This window comes from Mycobacterium sp. E2699 (assembly GCF_001666745.1).
Lineage (GTDB): Bacteria > Actinomycetota > Actinomycetes > Mycobacteriales > Mycobacteriaceae > Mycobacterium.
Window position 1 is genome coordinate 1 of the sequence record NZ_LZJH01000012.1, and the last position, 14,745, is coordinate 14,745.

At 69.1% G+C, this 14,745-nt stretch carries 17 protein-coding genes; all 17 read right to left on the reverse strand.

Features of this window, described 5'->3' with window-relative positions:
- Window positions 1-159: 159 nt before the first annotated feature.
- Window positions 160-711, reverse strand: coding sequence for a histidine phosphatase family protein (locus A5696_RS00530; protein WP_067871749.1), 552 nt, complete (start codon window positions 709-711; stop codon window positions 160-162).
- A complete protein-coding gene (locus A5696_RS00535; protein WP_067871752.1) occupies window positions 708-1,463 on the reverse strand; it encodes a CbtA family protein in 756 nt (251 codons plus the stop codon). The genes A5696_RS00530 and A5696_RS00535 overlap by 4 nt, the downstream gene beginning before the upstream one ends.
- Before the next feature lie 4 nt (window positions 1,464-1,467).
- Window positions 1,468-1,683, reverse strand: a complete 216-nt coding sequence (locus tag A5696_RS00540; RefSeq protein ID WP_067871757.1) for a CbtB-domain containing protein — start codon at window positions 1,681-1,683, stop codon at window positions 1,468-1,470.
- 147 nt (window positions 1,684-1,830) lie between these two features.
- On the reverse strand, window positions 1,831-2,211 hold the full coding sequence (locus tag A5696_RS00545) for a YbjQ family protein (RefSeq protein WP_067871760.1): 381 nt from the start codon (window positions 2,209-2,211) through the stop codon (window positions 1,831-1,833).
- 122 nt (window positions 2,212-2,333) lie between these two features.
- The gene (clpC1, locus tag A5696_RS00550) at window positions 2,334-4,868 is read right to left on the reverse strand and encodes an ATP-dependent protease ATP-binding subunit ClpC (protein WP_067871763.1); all 2,535 of its coding nucleotides are present in this window, start codon (window positions 4,866-4,868) and stop codon (window positions 2,334-2,336) included.
- Between the two features lie 273 nt (window positions 4,869-5,141).
- Window positions 5,142-5,480 (reverse strand): histone-like nucleoid-structuring protein Lsr2, encoded by a 339-nt coding sequence (gene lsr2 / locus A5696_RS00555; protein WP_036363110.1) that lies wholly within the window; start codon window positions 5,478-5,480, stop codon window positions 5,142-5,144.
- A gap of 113 nt (window positions 5,481-5,593) precedes the next feature.
- The gene (gene lysS, locus A5696_RS00560) at window positions 5,594-7,105 is read right to left on the reverse strand and encodes a lysine--tRNA ligase (RefSeq protein ID WP_067871766.1); all 1,512 of its coding nucleotides are present in this window, start codon (window positions 7,103-7,105) and stop codon (window positions 5,594-5,596) included.
- A gap of 168 nt (window positions 7,106-7,273) precedes the next feature.
- Window positions 7,274-8,098, reverse strand: coding sequence for a type III pantothenate kinase (locus tag A5696_RS00565; RefSeq protein ID WP_067871769.1), 825 nt, complete (start codon window positions 8,096-8,098; stop codon window positions 7,274-7,276).
- A 2-nt stretch (window positions 8,099-8,100) separates the two neighbouring features.
- Window positions 8,101-8,520, reverse strand: a complete 420-nt coding sequence (panD, locus tag A5696_RS00570) for an aspartate 1-decarboxylase (protein WP_067871771.1) — start codon at window positions 8,518-8,520, stop codon at window positions 8,101-8,103.
- A complete protein-coding gene (gene panC / locus A5696_RS00575) occupies window positions 8,520-9,449 on the reverse strand; it encodes a pantoate--beta-alanine ligase (protein ID WP_067871774.1) in 930 nt (309 codons plus the stop codon). The genes panD and panC overlap by 1 nt, the downstream gene beginning before the upstream one ends.
- Window positions 9,446-10,357 carry a Rossmann-like and DUF2520 domain-containing protein gene (locus tag A5696_RS00580; protein ID WP_067871777.1) on the reverse strand — a complete coding sequence of 304 codons (912 nt, stop codon included), beginning with the start codon at window positions 10,355-10,357 and terminating at the stop codon, window positions 9,446-9,448. Before A5696_RS00580 ends, panC begins: the two co-directional genes overlap by 4 nt.
- Window positions 10,358-10,483: 126 nt before the next feature.
- Window positions 10,484-11,791, reverse strand: a complete 1,308-nt coding sequence (locus tag A5696_RS00585) for a DUF6779 domain-containing protein (RefSeq protein ID WP_067871780.1) — start codon at window positions 11,789-11,791, stop codon at window positions 10,484-10,486.
- Between the two features lie 87 nt (window positions 11,792-11,878).
- Window positions 11,879-12,355 carry a DUF3180 domain-containing protein gene (locus A5696_RS00590; RefSeq protein WP_067871783.1) on the reverse strand — a complete coding sequence of 159 codons (477 nt, stop codon included), beginning with the start codon at window positions 12,353-12,355 and terminating at the stop codon, window positions 11,879-11,881.
- Complete coding sequence (folK, locus tag A5696_RS00595) at window positions 12,355-12,882, reverse strand: 2-amino-4-hydroxy-6-hydroxymethyldihydropteridine diphosphokinase (RefSeq protein ID WP_067871786.1); 528 nt, start codon at window positions 12,880-12,882, stop codon at window positions 12,355-12,357. Before folK ends, A5696_RS00590 begins: the two co-directional genes overlap by 1 nt.
- Complete coding sequence (gene folB, locus A5696_RS00600; RefSeq protein WP_067871789.1) at window positions 12,879-13,280, reverse strand: dihydroneopterin aldolase; 402 nt, start codon at window positions 13,278-13,280, stop codon at window positions 12,879-12,881. The genes folK and folB overlap by 4 nt, the downstream gene beginning before the upstream one ends.
- Window positions 13,273-14,076: a dihydropteroate synthase gene (folP, locus tag A5696_RS00605; RefSeq protein WP_067871863.1), complete on the reverse strand. Its 804-nt coding sequence runs from the start codon at window positions 14,074-14,076 to the stop codon at window positions 13,273-13,275. The genes folB and folP overlap by 8 nt, the downstream gene beginning before the upstream one ends.
- 29 nt (window positions 14,077-14,105) lie before the next feature.
- Window positions 14,106-14,738 (reverse strand): GTP cyclohydrolase I FolE, encoded by a 633-nt coding sequence (folE, locus tag A5696_RS00610; protein ID WP_067871792.1) that lies wholly within the window; start codon window positions 14,736-14,738, stop codon window positions 14,106-14,108.
- Window positions 14,739-14,745 lie beyond the last annotated feature (7 nt).

The following is a 14,745-nucleotide window of genomic DNA, read 5'->3' on the forward strand; positions in this document are numbered from 1 at the left end:
CGCTGCCCGGCCAACTCCGCCAACTCCTCAAACAACACCGCCAACCGCTCTTTATGGTTCACCCCCAACCGAGGCGGCGCCGTCGACAACATGACCCCATCATCACAGCCGGGTACGACAAAAACCGGCCGCCCACCCCGCGCCCGGCATGACCGCCAGTTACAAACGCAGCGTCCAGCGGCCGTTGCGGAAGTACAGCACGGTGCGGCTTGCAGGCGCGATGTCGATGCGCCAGAACGACTTCGGGGGCGCATCGAGGCTGTGCAGGATGGCAGCCCGGATCACCGCCGGATGCGTGACCACCACCGCGGGCGCTGTGTCGTCGGCCAGTGACTCCAGCCAGCCGGCCACCCGCTGCATCAGGTCGACGATGGATTCACCGCCGTGCGGCGCCCGCGCCGGATCGGTCAGCCACGTCTCGAGGTCCGCGGGGCCGACGGCCCGCAGCGTCTGCCCGCACCAACCGCCGCAATCGAGATCCGCCAGCCGCGGCTCGGTCGCGGCGCGCAGGCCGAGCAGTTGCGCGGTTTCCCGGGCGCGCCGCTCGGGCCCGCAGAGCTGACGGGTGCCGCCCTGAAGGTCAAGGCGCCCAGCCTTTTTGACCTGCCGACGACCGATGCCGTTGAGCGGCTCATCGGCAGGAAAGCGTCCGGCCGCCATGGCGTCGGTCATTGCGTGCGCCACCAGGGTCAGCCGGACGACGTCGGTCACGTCGCGTGGCTCGGTTCCGGTGCGCTGCCGACCCGCTCCCCGAGCAGCCGAGCGGCGAGCGTGGCGAAGACCACGCCGATCGTGGCCCACAGCACCAGCTGCGTGGCGAGCGATAGCAACCTGAATTCGTAGAGGACGTCGGCGGGAAAGCCGGGCGGCGTCTCATCCACGCTGGGCAGCGGCACCGCCACCGCCGCGACCGCCGCGACATAGGTACCCGCCGCGAGCAGCCGCCCGCTCCACACACCGAACCGGGCCGTCAGTCCCCGGGCCAGCCACGCGGCGACGACCGCCAAAGCCACCGACGTCACCACCATCATCAGGTACCAGCCGGTGCGGGCCTGGATCGTGTCCGCCTGACCCACCGCCGGCGGATTCGGCGGGTACTTCACGAACGGCACCAGGTAGACCGCGCCGAATGCGGCCGCCGCCAACAGCAGGGAAAGTGGCTGCGGCCCAACGTTAGTCGCGCGCGCGGACACCACACAGAACAGCACGCCGAACAGCGCGCCCATCGCCAAACCGAAGATGAGCACACCGAAGCCCAACCCAGCGGTGGACTGCACCCCCCGGGTGAACAACTCGGCGCCGTGCTCGTGCAAGCCACGCGCACCCAGGGCGTCGATTCGTCCGTCCTCGAAGGCGATCGCGCGGCCGATCACGGGCTCGGCGCACAGGCGGGCGAACGCGAAAGCCAGCACCGCGCCGACGGCGCCGGCCACCAGGCCGCGTCCGATCAGACGCTTCTCCACGATCTCAGTGACAGGGGAAGCCGAGCAGATGGCGGGCGTCGTGCACGAACTCGTGCACGTGCGAATCGCTGCCGAACAACGACAGCGCCCCTTGGTCGATACCGACGAAGTACAGGGCCAGCAACGCCAGGAAGACGGTTGCCGCCAACCAGACCGCGGCACTCGCCGCCGACAGGCCAACCGACCGGGCACGGGTATCGGTCGGGTGGGTGTTCGTCACTTGTTGACTCCTTCCGGGATTTCGCGTCCCGCTCGGGGGTGGTGACGGACTCCGGGTCTGACTATGACAGTGGCGCGACCGTTCTGGAGTTTCACCAGAATTCCGTTGTCCATCGAAAACGTAAGCGTGGTCAGTCTAGACCGCGGATCACTGTTGCGGCGTCGCGGCGCCGTAGCCGAGCTGGCCCGCGGTGTACTTGGCGGCGTCGGTGACCGGGACCGCCTGCACCGCCGTGCCGTAGGCGCAGATCTCGGTCCAGACGTCGCCGATCTCGGTCGTGTCGAACCGCATCGCGACGATGGCGTTGCCCCCGCGGTTGCGCGCCTCGGCGATCAGGCGTCCCATCGCTTCGTTGCGGCTGTCGGCGAGGTTCTTGGTCATGCCGGCCAGCTCGCCGCCGAACATTGCCTTGAAGCCCGCGCCCATCTGGGAGAAGGCGTTTCGCGAGCGGACGGTCAAACCGAACACTTCGCCGCAGACGCGCTGGATGTCCCAGCCCGGAAGGTCGTTGGTGGTCACGATCAGCACAGGCGGGCCCTTCCATGCGAAACGGGCGGTTAATCCCGTCAGAGATTAGTCCGATGGCGGCGACCCGCTTCGCCCGGCTCCGCCGCGCTCGCGATCGCCACGCCGCCCGTTTGCTGCAATCGCTACTGCGTTTCCGGCGCGCTGTGCGCCCCGGCCTTGGCCAGGTCCGGCTCGACCGGCGGCTTGCGCGTCCCGGTGAACGTGAACACCGCGTCCTCACCGGCGCCCTCGCCGTCCCAGTTGTCGACGTCGACGGTGACGACCTGGCCGGGTCCGACCTCCTCGAAGAGGATCTTCTCGGACAGCTGGTCCTCGATCTCGCGCTGGATGGTGCGCCGCAGCGGGCGGGCACCCAGCACCGGGTCGAAGCCGCGCTTGGCCAGCAACGACTTGGCCTTGTCGGTCAGCTCCAGGGCCATGTCCTTGCTCTTGAGCTGGCCGGCGACCCGGCCGATCATGAGGTCGACCATCCGGATGATCTCGTCCTTGGTCAGCTGGTGGAAGACGATGATGTCGTCGATGCGGTTGAGGAACTCCGGGCGGAAGTGCTTCTTCAGCTCGTCGTTGACCTTCTGCTTCATCCGCTCGTAGTTGTTCTCACCGCCACCCTGGGTGAAGCCCAGGCCGACCGGCTTGGAGATGTCGGACGTGCCGAGGTTCGAGGTGAAGATCAGCACGGTGTTCTTGAAGTCCACCGTGCGGCCCTGGCCGTCGGTGAGCCGGCCGTCCTCGAGGACCTGCAACAGGCTGTTGTAGATCTCCTGGTGGGCCTTCTCGATCTCGTCGAACAGCACCACGGAAAACGGCTTGCGCCGCACCTTCTCGGTGAGCTGGCCGCCCTCCTCGTAGCCGACGTATCCCGGCGGGGCGCCGAACAGCCGCGACGCGGTGAACCGGTCGTGGAACTCGCCCATGTCGATCTGGATGAGCGCGTCGTCGTCGCCGAACAGGAAGTTGGCCAGCGCCTTGGACAGCTCCGTCTTACCGACGCCGGACGGGCCGGCGAAGATGAACGACCCCGACGGCCGCTTGGGGTCCTTCAACCCGGCGCGGGTGCGGCGGATCGCCTTGGAGACGGCCTTGACCGCGTCCTCCTGGCCGATGATCCGCTTGTGCAGTTCGTCCTCCATGCGCAGCAGGCGGGTGGTCTCGGCCTCGGTGAGCTTGAACACCGGGATACCGGTCCAGTTGCCGAGCACCTCGGCGATCTGCTCGTCGTCGACCTCGGCGACCACGTCGAGATCGCCCGAACGCCACTGCTTTTCACGCTCGGCCCGCTGGGCCACCAGCGTCTTCTCGCGATCGCGGAGGCTGGCCGCCTTCTCGAAGTCCTGGGCGTCGATCGCCGATTCCTTCTCCCGGCGTGCCTCGGCGATCTTCTCGTCGAACTCGCGCAGGTCTGGCGGCGCGGTCATGCGGCGGATCCGCATCCGGGCGCCCGCCTCGTCGATCAGGTCGATCGCCTTGTCCGGCAGGAACCGGTCGTTGATGTAGCGGTCGGCCAGGGTGGCCGCGGCCACCATCGCGCTGTCGGTGATCGACACCCGGTGGTGCGCCTCGTAGCGGTCGCGCAGGCCCTTGAGGATCTCGATGGTGTGCTCCACCGTCGGCTCCCCGACCTGCACGGGCTGGAAGCGGCGCTCCAGCGCGGCGTCCTTCTCGATGTACTTGCGGTACTCGTCGAGCGTGGTGGCACCGATGGTCTGCAGCTCACCGCGGGCCAGCTTGGGCTTCAGGATGCTTGCCGCGTCGATCGCGCCCTCGGCGGCACCGGCCCCGACGAGCGTGTGCAGCTCGTCGATGAACAGGATGATGTCGCCGCGGGTGTTGATCTCCTTGAGCACCTTCTTCAGGCGCTCCTCGAAGTCACCGCGGTAGCGCGAGCCCGCCACCAGCGAACCCAGGTCGAGCGTGTAGAGCTGCTTGTCCTTCAGCGTCTCCGGGACCTGGCCGTGCACGATGGCCTGCGCCAGGCCCTCGACGACGGCGGTCTTGCCGACGCCGGGCTCGCCGATCAGCACCGGGTTGTTCTTGGTGCGCCGGCTCAGCACCTGCATCACCCGCTCGATTTCCTTCTCGCGGCCGATGACCGGGTCCAGCTTGCCTTCCATCGCGGCGGCCGTCAGGTTGCGCCCGAACTGGTCGAGCACCAGCGACGTGGACGGGCTGCCCGACTCGCCGCCGCGGCCTCCGGTGCCGGCCTCCGCGGCCTCCTTGCCCTGGTAGCCGCTCAGCAGCTGGATCACCTGCTGGCGCACCCGGGTCAGCTCGGCGCCCAGCTTGACCAGCACCTGCGCGGCCACGCCCTCACCCTCGCGGATGAGGCCGAGCAATATGTGCTCGGTGCCGATGTAGTTGTGGCCGAGCTGCAGCGCCTCGCGCAGGCTCAGCTCGAGCACCTTCTTGGCCCGCGGCGTGAAGGGGATGTGCCCCGACGGCGCCTGCTGGCCCTGGCCGATGATCTCTTCGACCTGGCTGCGGACGCCCTCGAGCGAGATCCCCAGCGACTCCAGCGACTTCGCCGCGACGCCCTCGCCCTCGTGGATCAGGCCCAACAGGATGTGCTCGGTGCCGATGTAGTTGTGGTTGAGCATCCGGGCCTCTTCTTGCGCCAGGACGACGACCCTGCGGGCACGGTCGGTAAATCTTTCGAACATCGCTGGTTACCTGCTCTCCCTGCCATCGGTACTGTGGTCGGCTCTTGTCGGCCCCTGCGTACCTGCCATCCACTGTAATGGTCGGCCTGCCGGGGTTCCTAACGTTGCTGTGCCCGACGGTCCGGGCCGCATCCCCCGTGAAATACAGGCGCAACACATAAACGAGGAAAACCACCCAGGCGTTTCCGTATCGGCGGGCGATCTTTTCGCCGCCAGCGAAATGAAACGACCGGCGCCCGGGTCTCCTGGACCCGGGCGCCGGTCGGCAGCGTGTCAGGTCGCCGCGTGGAACGCGTCGATGACGTCCGCCGGGATGCGGCCGCGCGTCGACACGTTGTGCCCGTTGCGGCGGGCCCATTCCCGGATCGCGGCGCTCTGCTCGCGGTCGATGGCTCCACGCCCCCGCCCCGAACCCGACCGCCCGCGGCGACGTCCGCCGACGCGGCGTCCCGCCGCAACCCATTGCTTCAAATCGTTGCGCAGTTTCGCGGCATTCTTGGACGAAAGATCAATCTCGTAGGTCACCCCGTCAAGCCCGAATTCAACCGTTTCGTCGGCCGCGCCCGCACCGTCGAAATCATCGACCAAGGTGACGGTCACTTTTTTCGCCATTAGCTTACCCTCGCGTTTCGTCCTGAGCAGTTGCTGAGCAGTTTGGATTCACTCCCCAAGGAACCAATCTGCCATAACAACGCAGCATACTCAATCCGGACGCAACCGGTAACTCAACTGGAGTGCGGCCGCACAATCGGGAACAAAACCGTCTCCCTAATTGACAGCCCGGTCAAGGACATCAGCAACCGATCGATACCCATTCCGGTTCCCGTGCACGGGGGCATCCCATACTCGAGCGCGGCGAGAAAGTCTTCGTCAAGCACCATGGCCTCGTCGTCGCCGGCGGCCGCCGCACGGGCCTGCGCAGCGAACCTCTCGCGCTGGATGACCGGGTCATTCAGTTCGGAATACCCGGTGGCGAGTTCGACCCCGCGGAGGTAAAGGTCCCACTTCTCGGTCACGCCCGGGATGCTGCGGTGCTGTCGCGTCAAAGGCGTTGTCTCGACAGGGAAATCCTTGACGAAGGTCGGTGCGGTCAGCGCGTTGCCCACCGCGTGTTCCCAGAGTTCTTCGACCAGCTTGCCGTGCCCGTAGCCGCGGTCGCGGGGAATCTCCACACCCAGCTTGTCCGCGATGGCCCACAGCCGGTCCACCGCGGTCTCGGGCGTGATCTCCTCACCGAGCGCCGCCGACAGCGACGGATACATTTGTATCGATGCCCATTCTCCGTCTATGTCGTAGACGCTGCCGTCTGGCAACGGCAGTTGTCGGGTTCCGATCGCCTCGTCGGCCACCTCTTGAATAAGCTCGCGCGTGACGATCGCCGAATCGTCATAGGTTCCGTAGGTCTGGTAGGTCTCCAGCATCGAAAATTCGGGAGAATGGGTCGAATCGGCCCCTTCGTTTCGGAACACGCGATTTAGCTCGAAGACCCTGTCGAATCCGCCGACGACGCAGCGCTTGAGGAACAGTTCTGGCGCGATCCGCAGGTAGAGATCGATGTCGAGAGCATTGGAATGGGTGATGAACGGCCGAGCCGCGGCGCCGCCGGCCAGGGTCTGCAACATAGGTGTTTCGACTTCGGAAAACCCGCGCCGTTCCAACGCGGTGCGAATCGCGCGGATAACGGCGATCCGCTGCCTGGCCACCGAGCGGGCCTGGGGGCGGACGATGAGGTCGACATAGCGCTGCCGGACCCGCGACTCTTCGTTCATCTCCTTGTGCGCGACCGGCAGCGGCCGCAGCGACTTGGCCGCCATCCGCCAGGAGTCGGCCAGGACGGACAACTCGCCGCGGCGCGAGCTGATCACGTTGCCGTGCACGAAGACGATGTCGCCGAGGTCGACGTCCGTCTTCCAGGCGTCGAGCGCCTGCCGGCCGACCTTGTCGAGGCTGACCATGACCTGCAGGGTCGTGCCGTCGCCATCCTGGAGTGTCGCAAAGCACAACTTGCCGGAGTTGCGGGCGTACATGACCCGACCGGCGACACCGACGACGTCGTCGGTGGCGGTGTCGGTCGGCAGGTCGGGGTGAGCGGCGCGCACCTCGGCAAGGGTGTGGGTGCGTTCGATGGCCACCGGGTAGGGGTCGACCCCCTCGTCCAGCAACCGAGCGCGCTTGTCCCGGCGGATCCGATACTGCTCGGGAAGGTCGGTCTCGGCTTCCGGGGGCTCAGATGTCACGACGTGCCAGCTTAATTGAGGCCATCGAGAGGCAATGCATGTGCTCTCAGGGCTTTCACTGTGCGTTCAGGGCTTTCAGTGTGTATAGGGGACGGAAAATGCGCCCGAATCGCTGCCAGGATTCACACTCAACGCCGTCGATTCACACACGACGCGGAAAGCCGGGCGTCAGCGGGCCGTCTTCAGCCGGCCGCGCTGGGCGTCCCGGTTGCGTTCGAAGACGAGCCGCAGGCCGTGCAGGGTCAGGTGCCGGTCGTAATGGGCGACGGTGTGCAGTTCCGGCAGCAGCAGCGGCGCGGTGTGCCCGGTGGCCACCACCGCGACCTGATCGCCCAACTCGCCGGAGAAACCGTCCACGTCCTCGCGGATGCGCTGCACCAAACCGTCGACCAAGCCGGCGAACCCGAACACCGCGCCGGCCTGCATGCACTCGACGGTGTTCTTGCCGACCACCGACCGGGGCCGGGTCAGCTCGACGCGGCGCAGCGCCGCGGAGCGAGCCGCGGCGGCATCGGACGAAACCTGTACGCCCGGGGCGATGGCGCCGCCGAGAAACTCGCCCTTGGCCGACACCAGGTCCACGATGATCGAGGATCCGAAATCCATGACGATGGACGCCTTGCCGAACTGGTGAAACGCGGACAGGCAGTTGACGATCCGGTCGGCCCCGACTTCCTTGGGGTTGTCGACCAACAGCGGGATACCAGTTCGTATCCCCGGCTCGATGAGAACTTGCGGCACCGACGGCCAGTACTGGTCGAGCATGACGCGCACCTCGTGCAACACCGACGGCACGGTCGACAGCGCGGCGGCGCCGGTAAGCCGCTCGGAATCCTCGCCGATCAGGCCGTCGATCGTCAGCGCGAGTTCGTCGGCGGTGACCTCGGACTCGGTGCGGATCCGCCACTGCTGCTCGACTTTTGCGTGCTCCTTGGAGCCCGAGATCAGTCCGACGACGGTGTGCGTGTTGCGGACGTCGATGGCCAGCAGCACGGCTACCGCGCGCCGATCCGAGGGTCTAACAGCTCTGCGGCGTCGGCCGGCACGAACGCCGGATCGTCCCCGAGGTCGATCGGCTTGTTGTCGGCGTCGACGAACACGATCCGCGGGCGGTAGGCGCGCGCCTCCGCGTCCTCCATCGTCCCGTAGGCGATCAGGATCACCAGATCGCCGGGGTGCACGAGATGCGCTGCGGCGCCGTTGATTCCGATCACGCCGCTGCCGCGTTCCCCGGTGATCGCATAGGTGACCAGCCGGGCGCCGTTGTCGATGTCGACAATGGTCACCTGCTCGCCCTCCAGCAGGTCGGCGGCGTCCATCAGGTCGGCGTCGATGGTCACCGAGCCGACGTAGTGCAGGTCGGCCTGCGTGACGGTGGCGCGGTGGATCTTCGACTTCAGCATGGTGCGTAACATCAATTCCTCCAAGGTTTTTGGGCGTGTCCGTCCGGCCCCACGGGTGCCGGCGAAGTTCCGATCTGAATTGCGACGTTGTCGAGCAGTCGCGTGGTGCCCAGCCGGGCCGCGACCAGCAGCCGGCCGGAGCCACCCTCGCGCAACGGGCCGAGTTCGGCGTCGCGCAGCTCCAGGTAGTCGAGCACGAGGCCGGGCGTGGCGTCGAGCACGGCGCGGGCGGCGTCCAGCGCGGCCGCGGGCCCGTCGGTGGCGGCGTGCGCCCCGGCCGTCAGCGCCGCCGAGAGCGCCACGGCCAATTCACGTTGCCCGGGGTCGAGGTAACGGTTGCGCGACGACATCGCCAGCCCGTCGGGCTCGCGGACGGTCGGGACCCCCACGACGGCCACGTCGACGTTCAGGTCGGCGACCATCTGCCGGACCAGCACCAGCTGCTGATAGTCCTTCTCGCCGAAGAACACCCGGTCGGGGCGAACGATCTGCAGCAGCTTGCACACCACCGTCAGCACCCCGGCGAAATGGGACGGCCGCGGGCCGCCCTCGAGTTCGGCCGCCAGCGGGCCGGGCTGCACGGTGGTGCGCAGTCCGTTGGGGTACATCGCCGCGGCGGTCGGCGCGAACACGATCTCGACGCCTTCGCCGCGCAGCAACGCCACGTCGTCGTCGAGGGTGCGCGGGTATGCGTCGAGGTCTTCGCCCACGCCGAATTGCAGCGGGTTGACGAAGATCGATACCACGACCACCGAGCCGGGAACCCGCTTGGCGGCGCGCACCAGCGCCAGGTGCCCGTCGTGCAGGGCGCCCATGGTGGGCACCAGCATCACCCGCCGGCCGGTGTGGCGCAGCGCGCGGCTGACGTCGGCGACGTCGCGGGGTGCCGAATACACGTTGAGCTCGCCCGGATTGAACGCCGGCTTGCGTGGGGCCGTCATCGCGCCAGCACCTCGACGACATCCTCGGGGGCGTGCGCGCGCCGGGCGGTGCGCAGGGCATTGACCCGGTAGGCCCCGGCCAGCTCCGGGTCGGCCTCGGCGAGGGCGGCCAGGTGCTCGGCGACCGCAGCCGCATCGCCGCGGGCGACCGGCCCGGTGAGCGCGGCCTGGCCGCGCTGCAGCGTGTTCTCCAGCGCCGCCCGGGCCAGCGGCCCGACGATGCGTTCGGCGAGGCCGCCCGGCTGGTCGTCGACGATTTGTTGCCCGAGCAGTTCGCTGCCGCGCAGCGCGGCCCGCAGCGCCTCGAGCGCGTCGGCGAGGACAGTCACGATGTGGTTGCCCGCGTGCGCCAGCGCGGCGTGGTACAGGACGCGGGCATCCTCGCGAACGCAGAACGGCTCCCCGCCCATCTCCAGGACGAGCGACTGCCCGATCGCGTACCCGACCTCGTCGGCCGCGGTGATCGCGAAACAGGTGTCGGGCAGCCGGCTGATGTCCTCGTCGGAACCGGTGAACGTCATCGCCGGGTGGATCGCCACCGGGATGCAGCCGTCATGGGTCAGCGGCGCGAGGATGCTGACGCCGTTGGCTCCGGACGTGTGCACCACGATCGTGCCAGGCCGCACGGACGAGGTCGCCGCCAGCCCGGACACCAGGCCGGCGAGCTCACTGTCGGGAACCGCCAAGACCAGCAGCTCGGCGTTGGCGGCCACATCCGGCGGCGACACCACCGGCGTATCGGGCAGCCGGCGCTGAGCCCGCTGCCGCGACGCGCGGGAGACGCCGCTGCACGCCACCACCACATGGTCTGCGCGCTCGAGCGCGACGCCCAGCGCGGAGCCCACCCTGCCCGCGGAGATGATGCCCACCTTGAGCCTGGCCGGGCGCAGTCCGTCGAACTGCCCCATCGCAGACGACCTCACAGCTTTCTTTGGTTCGTTCCGGTCCACTGCTCGGGTACCGGACGGTCACCAAGACTTTAATCGATCCGTCACGCCGAGCCCAACGAAAGCCGGTGTGAGGAAGCTCCCAGGTCAGCCGTCGCGCCGGCGGCGCCGTCCGCCACCGGACGGCTGGACCTGCAGGCGCGCCAACAGGTCGGCCACCGACTGGCCACCGCTGGGCGGCCCATCCGGCGCCTGCTCGAGGGGATCGGCGCCGCGATGCCGCGCGGCCGGCTCGGCCGCCGGGGGCGGGGCCATCTGCGGTGGCGGCGGGGCGACGGGCGGCGGCGGCATCGGGTGGGGAGGTGGCGGCGCCGCGGCGGCCGGCGCGCTCGCGGGCTCGCTCGGGCCCCCGAAGTCGCGCACGCCGTACTCGCGGTACTCCGCCGAATGGCGCGCTCGCGCCCGCCGACCGGATTCGCCGTACGGCGGTGGCTGAAGGTGCTCGAACGGCGAGCCGTCCAGGGTTTCCTGGGAGCCTTCTCGGGAGCCGTAATGCCGCGCGCGCCGCCCCGCCGTCGGCTCGCCGCCGGGCGCGTCGGCCCCATCGGGGGCCCAGCTGGTGCCCGGGGGCCGCCACTGTGCCTCGGCGGGGGCCGGCTGCCACTCCCGCGGCAGCGGCGACGGTTCAGGTTGCGAGGGCGGCGGAGGCGCGAATCGCGGCTCGGGCGGCGGGGTCATGTACGGCGGCTCTTGTGAAACCTGGTATCGACCGTCCTGCGGGCCGTCGTATTGCACGCGGACACGCTCCCGCGGCGGCGGCTGCCGCGGCGGGAGCAGCGGTTCCTCGGGCACGTCGATGATCGCGGCCTCGTCGTCGCGGCCGGGCGGGTTGTCCTGGGTGACCGATGTCACCCGATCGCTGGCAACCCAATCCCGGTTGCCCTCGCCGTTGCGGTCCCAGTCGCTGTAGGCGCGGGTGCGGGGCGCCTCGGTTTCGACCGTCTCCAGCGCGGGGTGGTGCTGCAGGTCGGCGTCGAACAGGATCTCGAGGCTGGTTCGCAGCGCGCTCAGCTCCGCGCGCAACGCCGCCAGGTCGTCGGCGGCCTGGGCGCGTAACTCCGAGGCCAGCTCGCGACGCAGCTGGGACTCGACCGTCAGCTCGTATTCGCGCCGGGCCGAGATCTCCCGATCCAGCTGAAGGTCGTAGACCAGCTTCAGGTCGCGCACCCGGGACTGGTCTGCGTCGCTTTGGCGACGATAGAGCACCGAAACGAAGGCGCCTGCGACTGCGGCCCACAGCGCCAGGATTACAGCGAGCTTGAGGAGTTCCACCCGATTGGTGAAAACCAGTGCGGAACTGGCCCCCATCGCGAGGACCAGCAACGCGGTCAAGAGCACCCACCCCGGCCTGCGGCCGCCGCGCCGCACCCGGGCGCCGCGGGACAGAACGGTCATGGCCTGAGAGTACCTGCGCGAGGTCACTCCGCGTGTCGCGCGGCACCGGCGATTCTCACCCGGGGCGTCGCGCCGCCTCCTGGTGGGCTACGTCTCCGCGCCCTCGCCTTGGTCCGTCGGATCCTGCGGGGACTTGCAGCAATGCTGCAGCCACAGCGCGGCGACGACCAACGCCAGCGCGCTGACGGCGGCCACCACCGTCCCGGTGGTGTCCTCGGCGGCGACGCGCAGCCACGACCGCCGCGGGAAGAAGTACACCAGCACGCCGATCCACCAGCCCAGCACCAGCGCGCCCACCCAGGCCGACGCCTTGGCCACCATCACGCTGCGCGCCACCGCCAACGGATGCAGCCAGCCGGGCCCGGCGCCGATTTCGCCGTCGTTGATCTTGGCCCGTACGTAGCGCGCCCACAGCGCCTCGGCGATGGCCACGGCCAGCAGCGACAGGCCGGTCCACACCGTGATGGGCGGAAACCACCGGTACAGGGTGATCACCAGCAGGTAGCCCACCACCGCAGCGCCGACGACCGCGGCCGTCAGGTCACGTTTTCTGGTGGGACCCATCAGCTGTGCTGTCCCGTGATCTCCAGCCTCAGCCCCGAGGGCCGGACCCCTTCCCGGTCGGCCGGATCGAGTTCGGAAAGTAGTTGCGCGATCGGGCGCGGCCCTTCGGCGACCGTCAGCTCGGCATCCGGCTGGATGGCCAGCCACGGCACCAGCACGAAGGCCCGCAGGTGGGCCAGCGGGTGTGGGAGCGTCAGGTTGGGCTCGCGGGCGATCACCTCCGTTTGGCCGTAGCAGGCGATCAGGTCGACGTCCAGCGTGCGCGGGCCCCAACGCTCGCCGCGCACCCGGCCCGCGGCGCGCTCGAATTCCTGCGCCCGGCGCAGCCACGCCTGCCCGTCGCACGCCGGGTCGTCGGCGATGAGCACCGCGTTGAGGAACGGGGCCTGCTCGACGCGGCCCCAGGGGTCCGTCTCATACACCGGGGATACCGCGACCACCGCCTCGCCCAGCCCGTCGACGACCGACTGCAGCCGGGCCAGCCGGTCGCCGAGGTTGGAGCCGATGGACAGCACGACGCGGGTCATACGACGCCGCCCGCCGGGATCACCGAACCGCGGCCGCCGCGCCGCGACCGCCGAACCACCACGGCGACGTCGGCGAACCGGTGCGGGATGGGCGCCTGCGGCTTGTGCACCACCACCTCGACGGCGTGCACGCGCCCGTCCCCCATCACCCGGTCGGCGATCTCACCGCCGACCGCCTCGATCAGCTGACGTGGCGGACCCCCGACGACGTCGGCCGCCAGCTGGGCCAGCGCGGCGTAGTCGTAGGTGTCGGACAACGCGTCGCTGGCCGCGGCGTCGGCCAGGTCGATCCACACGGTGATATCCACGACGAAGTCCTGCCCGGTCGCGCGCTCATGCTCGAAAACGCCGTGTCGGCCACGAACTGTTAAGCCGCGCAACTCGATTCGATCAGCCATCGTTTCCCGTCCAGGCCTCGACGACCTTGAGGGCATCGACGGAGGCGCGGACGTCGTGTACGCGCACACCCCAAGCCCCGTACAGCGCGGCCAGCGCGGAAATCACGGCGGTCGCCGTCTCGCGCCCGTCGGGCGGTCGCGGCGAGCCGTCCGGCCCGGCCAACAACGTGCCGAGGAACCGTTTGCGTGAGGCACCCAGTAGCACCGGCACCCCGGTGGCGACCAGCTGTGGCAGCGCGTGCAGCAGCGCCCAATTGTCTTGTCCCGTCTTGGCGAATCCCAGACCGGGGTCGATCACCAGCTGGTCGGGATCGACACCCGCGGCCACCGCGTCGTCGACGCCGGCGAGCAACTCGGCGCGCACCTCGGCCACCACGTCGCGGTAGTGCGGCGTCCGATGCGGTCGCTGCGACGACACCGACCGCCAGTGCATCAACACCCACGGCACGCCGGCCTCGGCCAGCAGCGGCGCCATCGCGGGGTCGGCCCGTCCACCCGACACGTCGTTGACGATGCGCGCGCCGCTCTGCAGCGCCGCCCGCGCGACGTCGGCGTGCATCGTGTCGATGCTCACGGTGATGCCCTGTGCGGCAAGCTCTTTGACGACGGGCACCACGCGGGAGGTCTCGACGCGGGGGTCGACGCGAACGGCGCCGGGCCGGGTCGACTCGCCGCCGACGTCGATGATGCCGGCGCCCTCGGCCGCCATCGCCAGACCATGGGCGACGGCGTCGTCGGCATCGAGGTAGCGCCCGCCGTCGGAGAAGGAGTCGTCAGTGACGTTCAGCACTCCCATCACCTGCACGGGCTGAGTCTTCAGAGGGCTCACTTGCGCAGGATCAGGTCGAGCGCTTCGGCCCGGGAGGCGGGACTGGTTTTGAACATGCCGCGTACCGCCGACGTCGTGGTGACGGCGCCGGGCTTGCGGACACCGCGCATCGCCATGCACAGGTGCTCGGCCTCGACCACGACGATCACGCCGCGCGGATCCAGCTTGTTCACCAGGGCATCGGCGATCTGGCTGGTGAGCCGCTCCTGCACCTGGGGCCGCTTGGCGTACAGGTCCACCAGCCGGGCGATCTTCGACAGGCCGGTCACCCGGCCGTCCTTGCCGGGGATGTAGCCGACGTGGGCCACCCCGTGGAACGACACCAGATGGTGCTCGCAGGTGGAGTACAGCGGGATCTCTTTGACGATCACCATCTCGTCGTGGTCCTCGTCGAACATCGTGTTCAACACGGTGTCGGGATCGGTGTAGAGCCCGGCGAACATCTCGCGGTAGGCACGGGCGACGCGGGCAGGGGTGTCCTGCAGGCCGTTGCGGTCCGGGTCTTCGCCGATCGCGTAGAGCAACTCGCGGACCGCCGCCTCGGCGCGCTGCTGATCGAACGCCCGTATGCGTGGAGTCGTTTGGCGGGTATCCGTGCCCAAATCCGGCCCCAAATCCGGGAGAGCCATCGAATCC

Coding starts and splice junctions, on each gene's coding strand:
- A5696_RS00590 (WP_067871783.1), bottom strand. CDS start 12,355: ATGGGTCCCACCAGAAAACGTGACCTGACGGCCGCGGTCGTCGGCGCT.
- clpC1 (WP_067871763.1), bottom strand. CDS start 4,868: ATGTTCGAAAGATTTACCGACCGTGCCCGCAGGGTCGTCGTCCTGGCG.
- A5696_RS00580 (WP_067871777.1), bottom strand. CDS start 10,357: ATGGGGCAGTTCGACGGACTGCGCCCGGCCAGGCTCAAGGTGGGCATC.
- panD (WP_067871771.1), bottom strand. CDS start 8,520: ATGTTACGCACCATGCTGAAGTCGAAGATCCACCGCGCCACCGTCACG.
- folE (WP_067871792.1), bottom strand. CDS start 14,738: ATGGCTCTCCCGGATTTGGGGCCGGATTTGGGCACGGATACCCGCCAA.
- folB (WP_067871789.1), bottom strand. CDS start 13,280: ATGGCTGATCGAATCGAGTTGCGCGGCTTAACAGTTCGTGGCCGACAC.
- folP (WP_067871863.1), bottom strand. CDS start 14,076: ATGGGAGTGCTGAACGTCACTGACGACTCCTTCTCCGACGGCGGGCGC.
- A5696_RS00585 (WP_067871780.1), bottom strand. CDS start 11,791: ATGACCGTTCTGTCCCGCGGCGCCCGGGTGCGGCGCGGCGGCCGCAGG.
- panC (WP_067871774.1), bottom strand. CDS start 9,449: ATGACGGCCCCACGCAAGCCGGCGTTCAATCCGGGCGAGCTCAACGTG.
- folK (WP_067871786.1), bottom strand. CDS start 12,882: ATGACCCGCGTCGTGCTGTCCATCGGCTCCAACCTCGGCGACCGGCTG.
- lsr2 (WP_036363110.1), bottom strand. CDS start 5,480: ATGGCGAAAAAAGTGACCGTCACCTTGGTCGATGATTTCGACGGTGCG.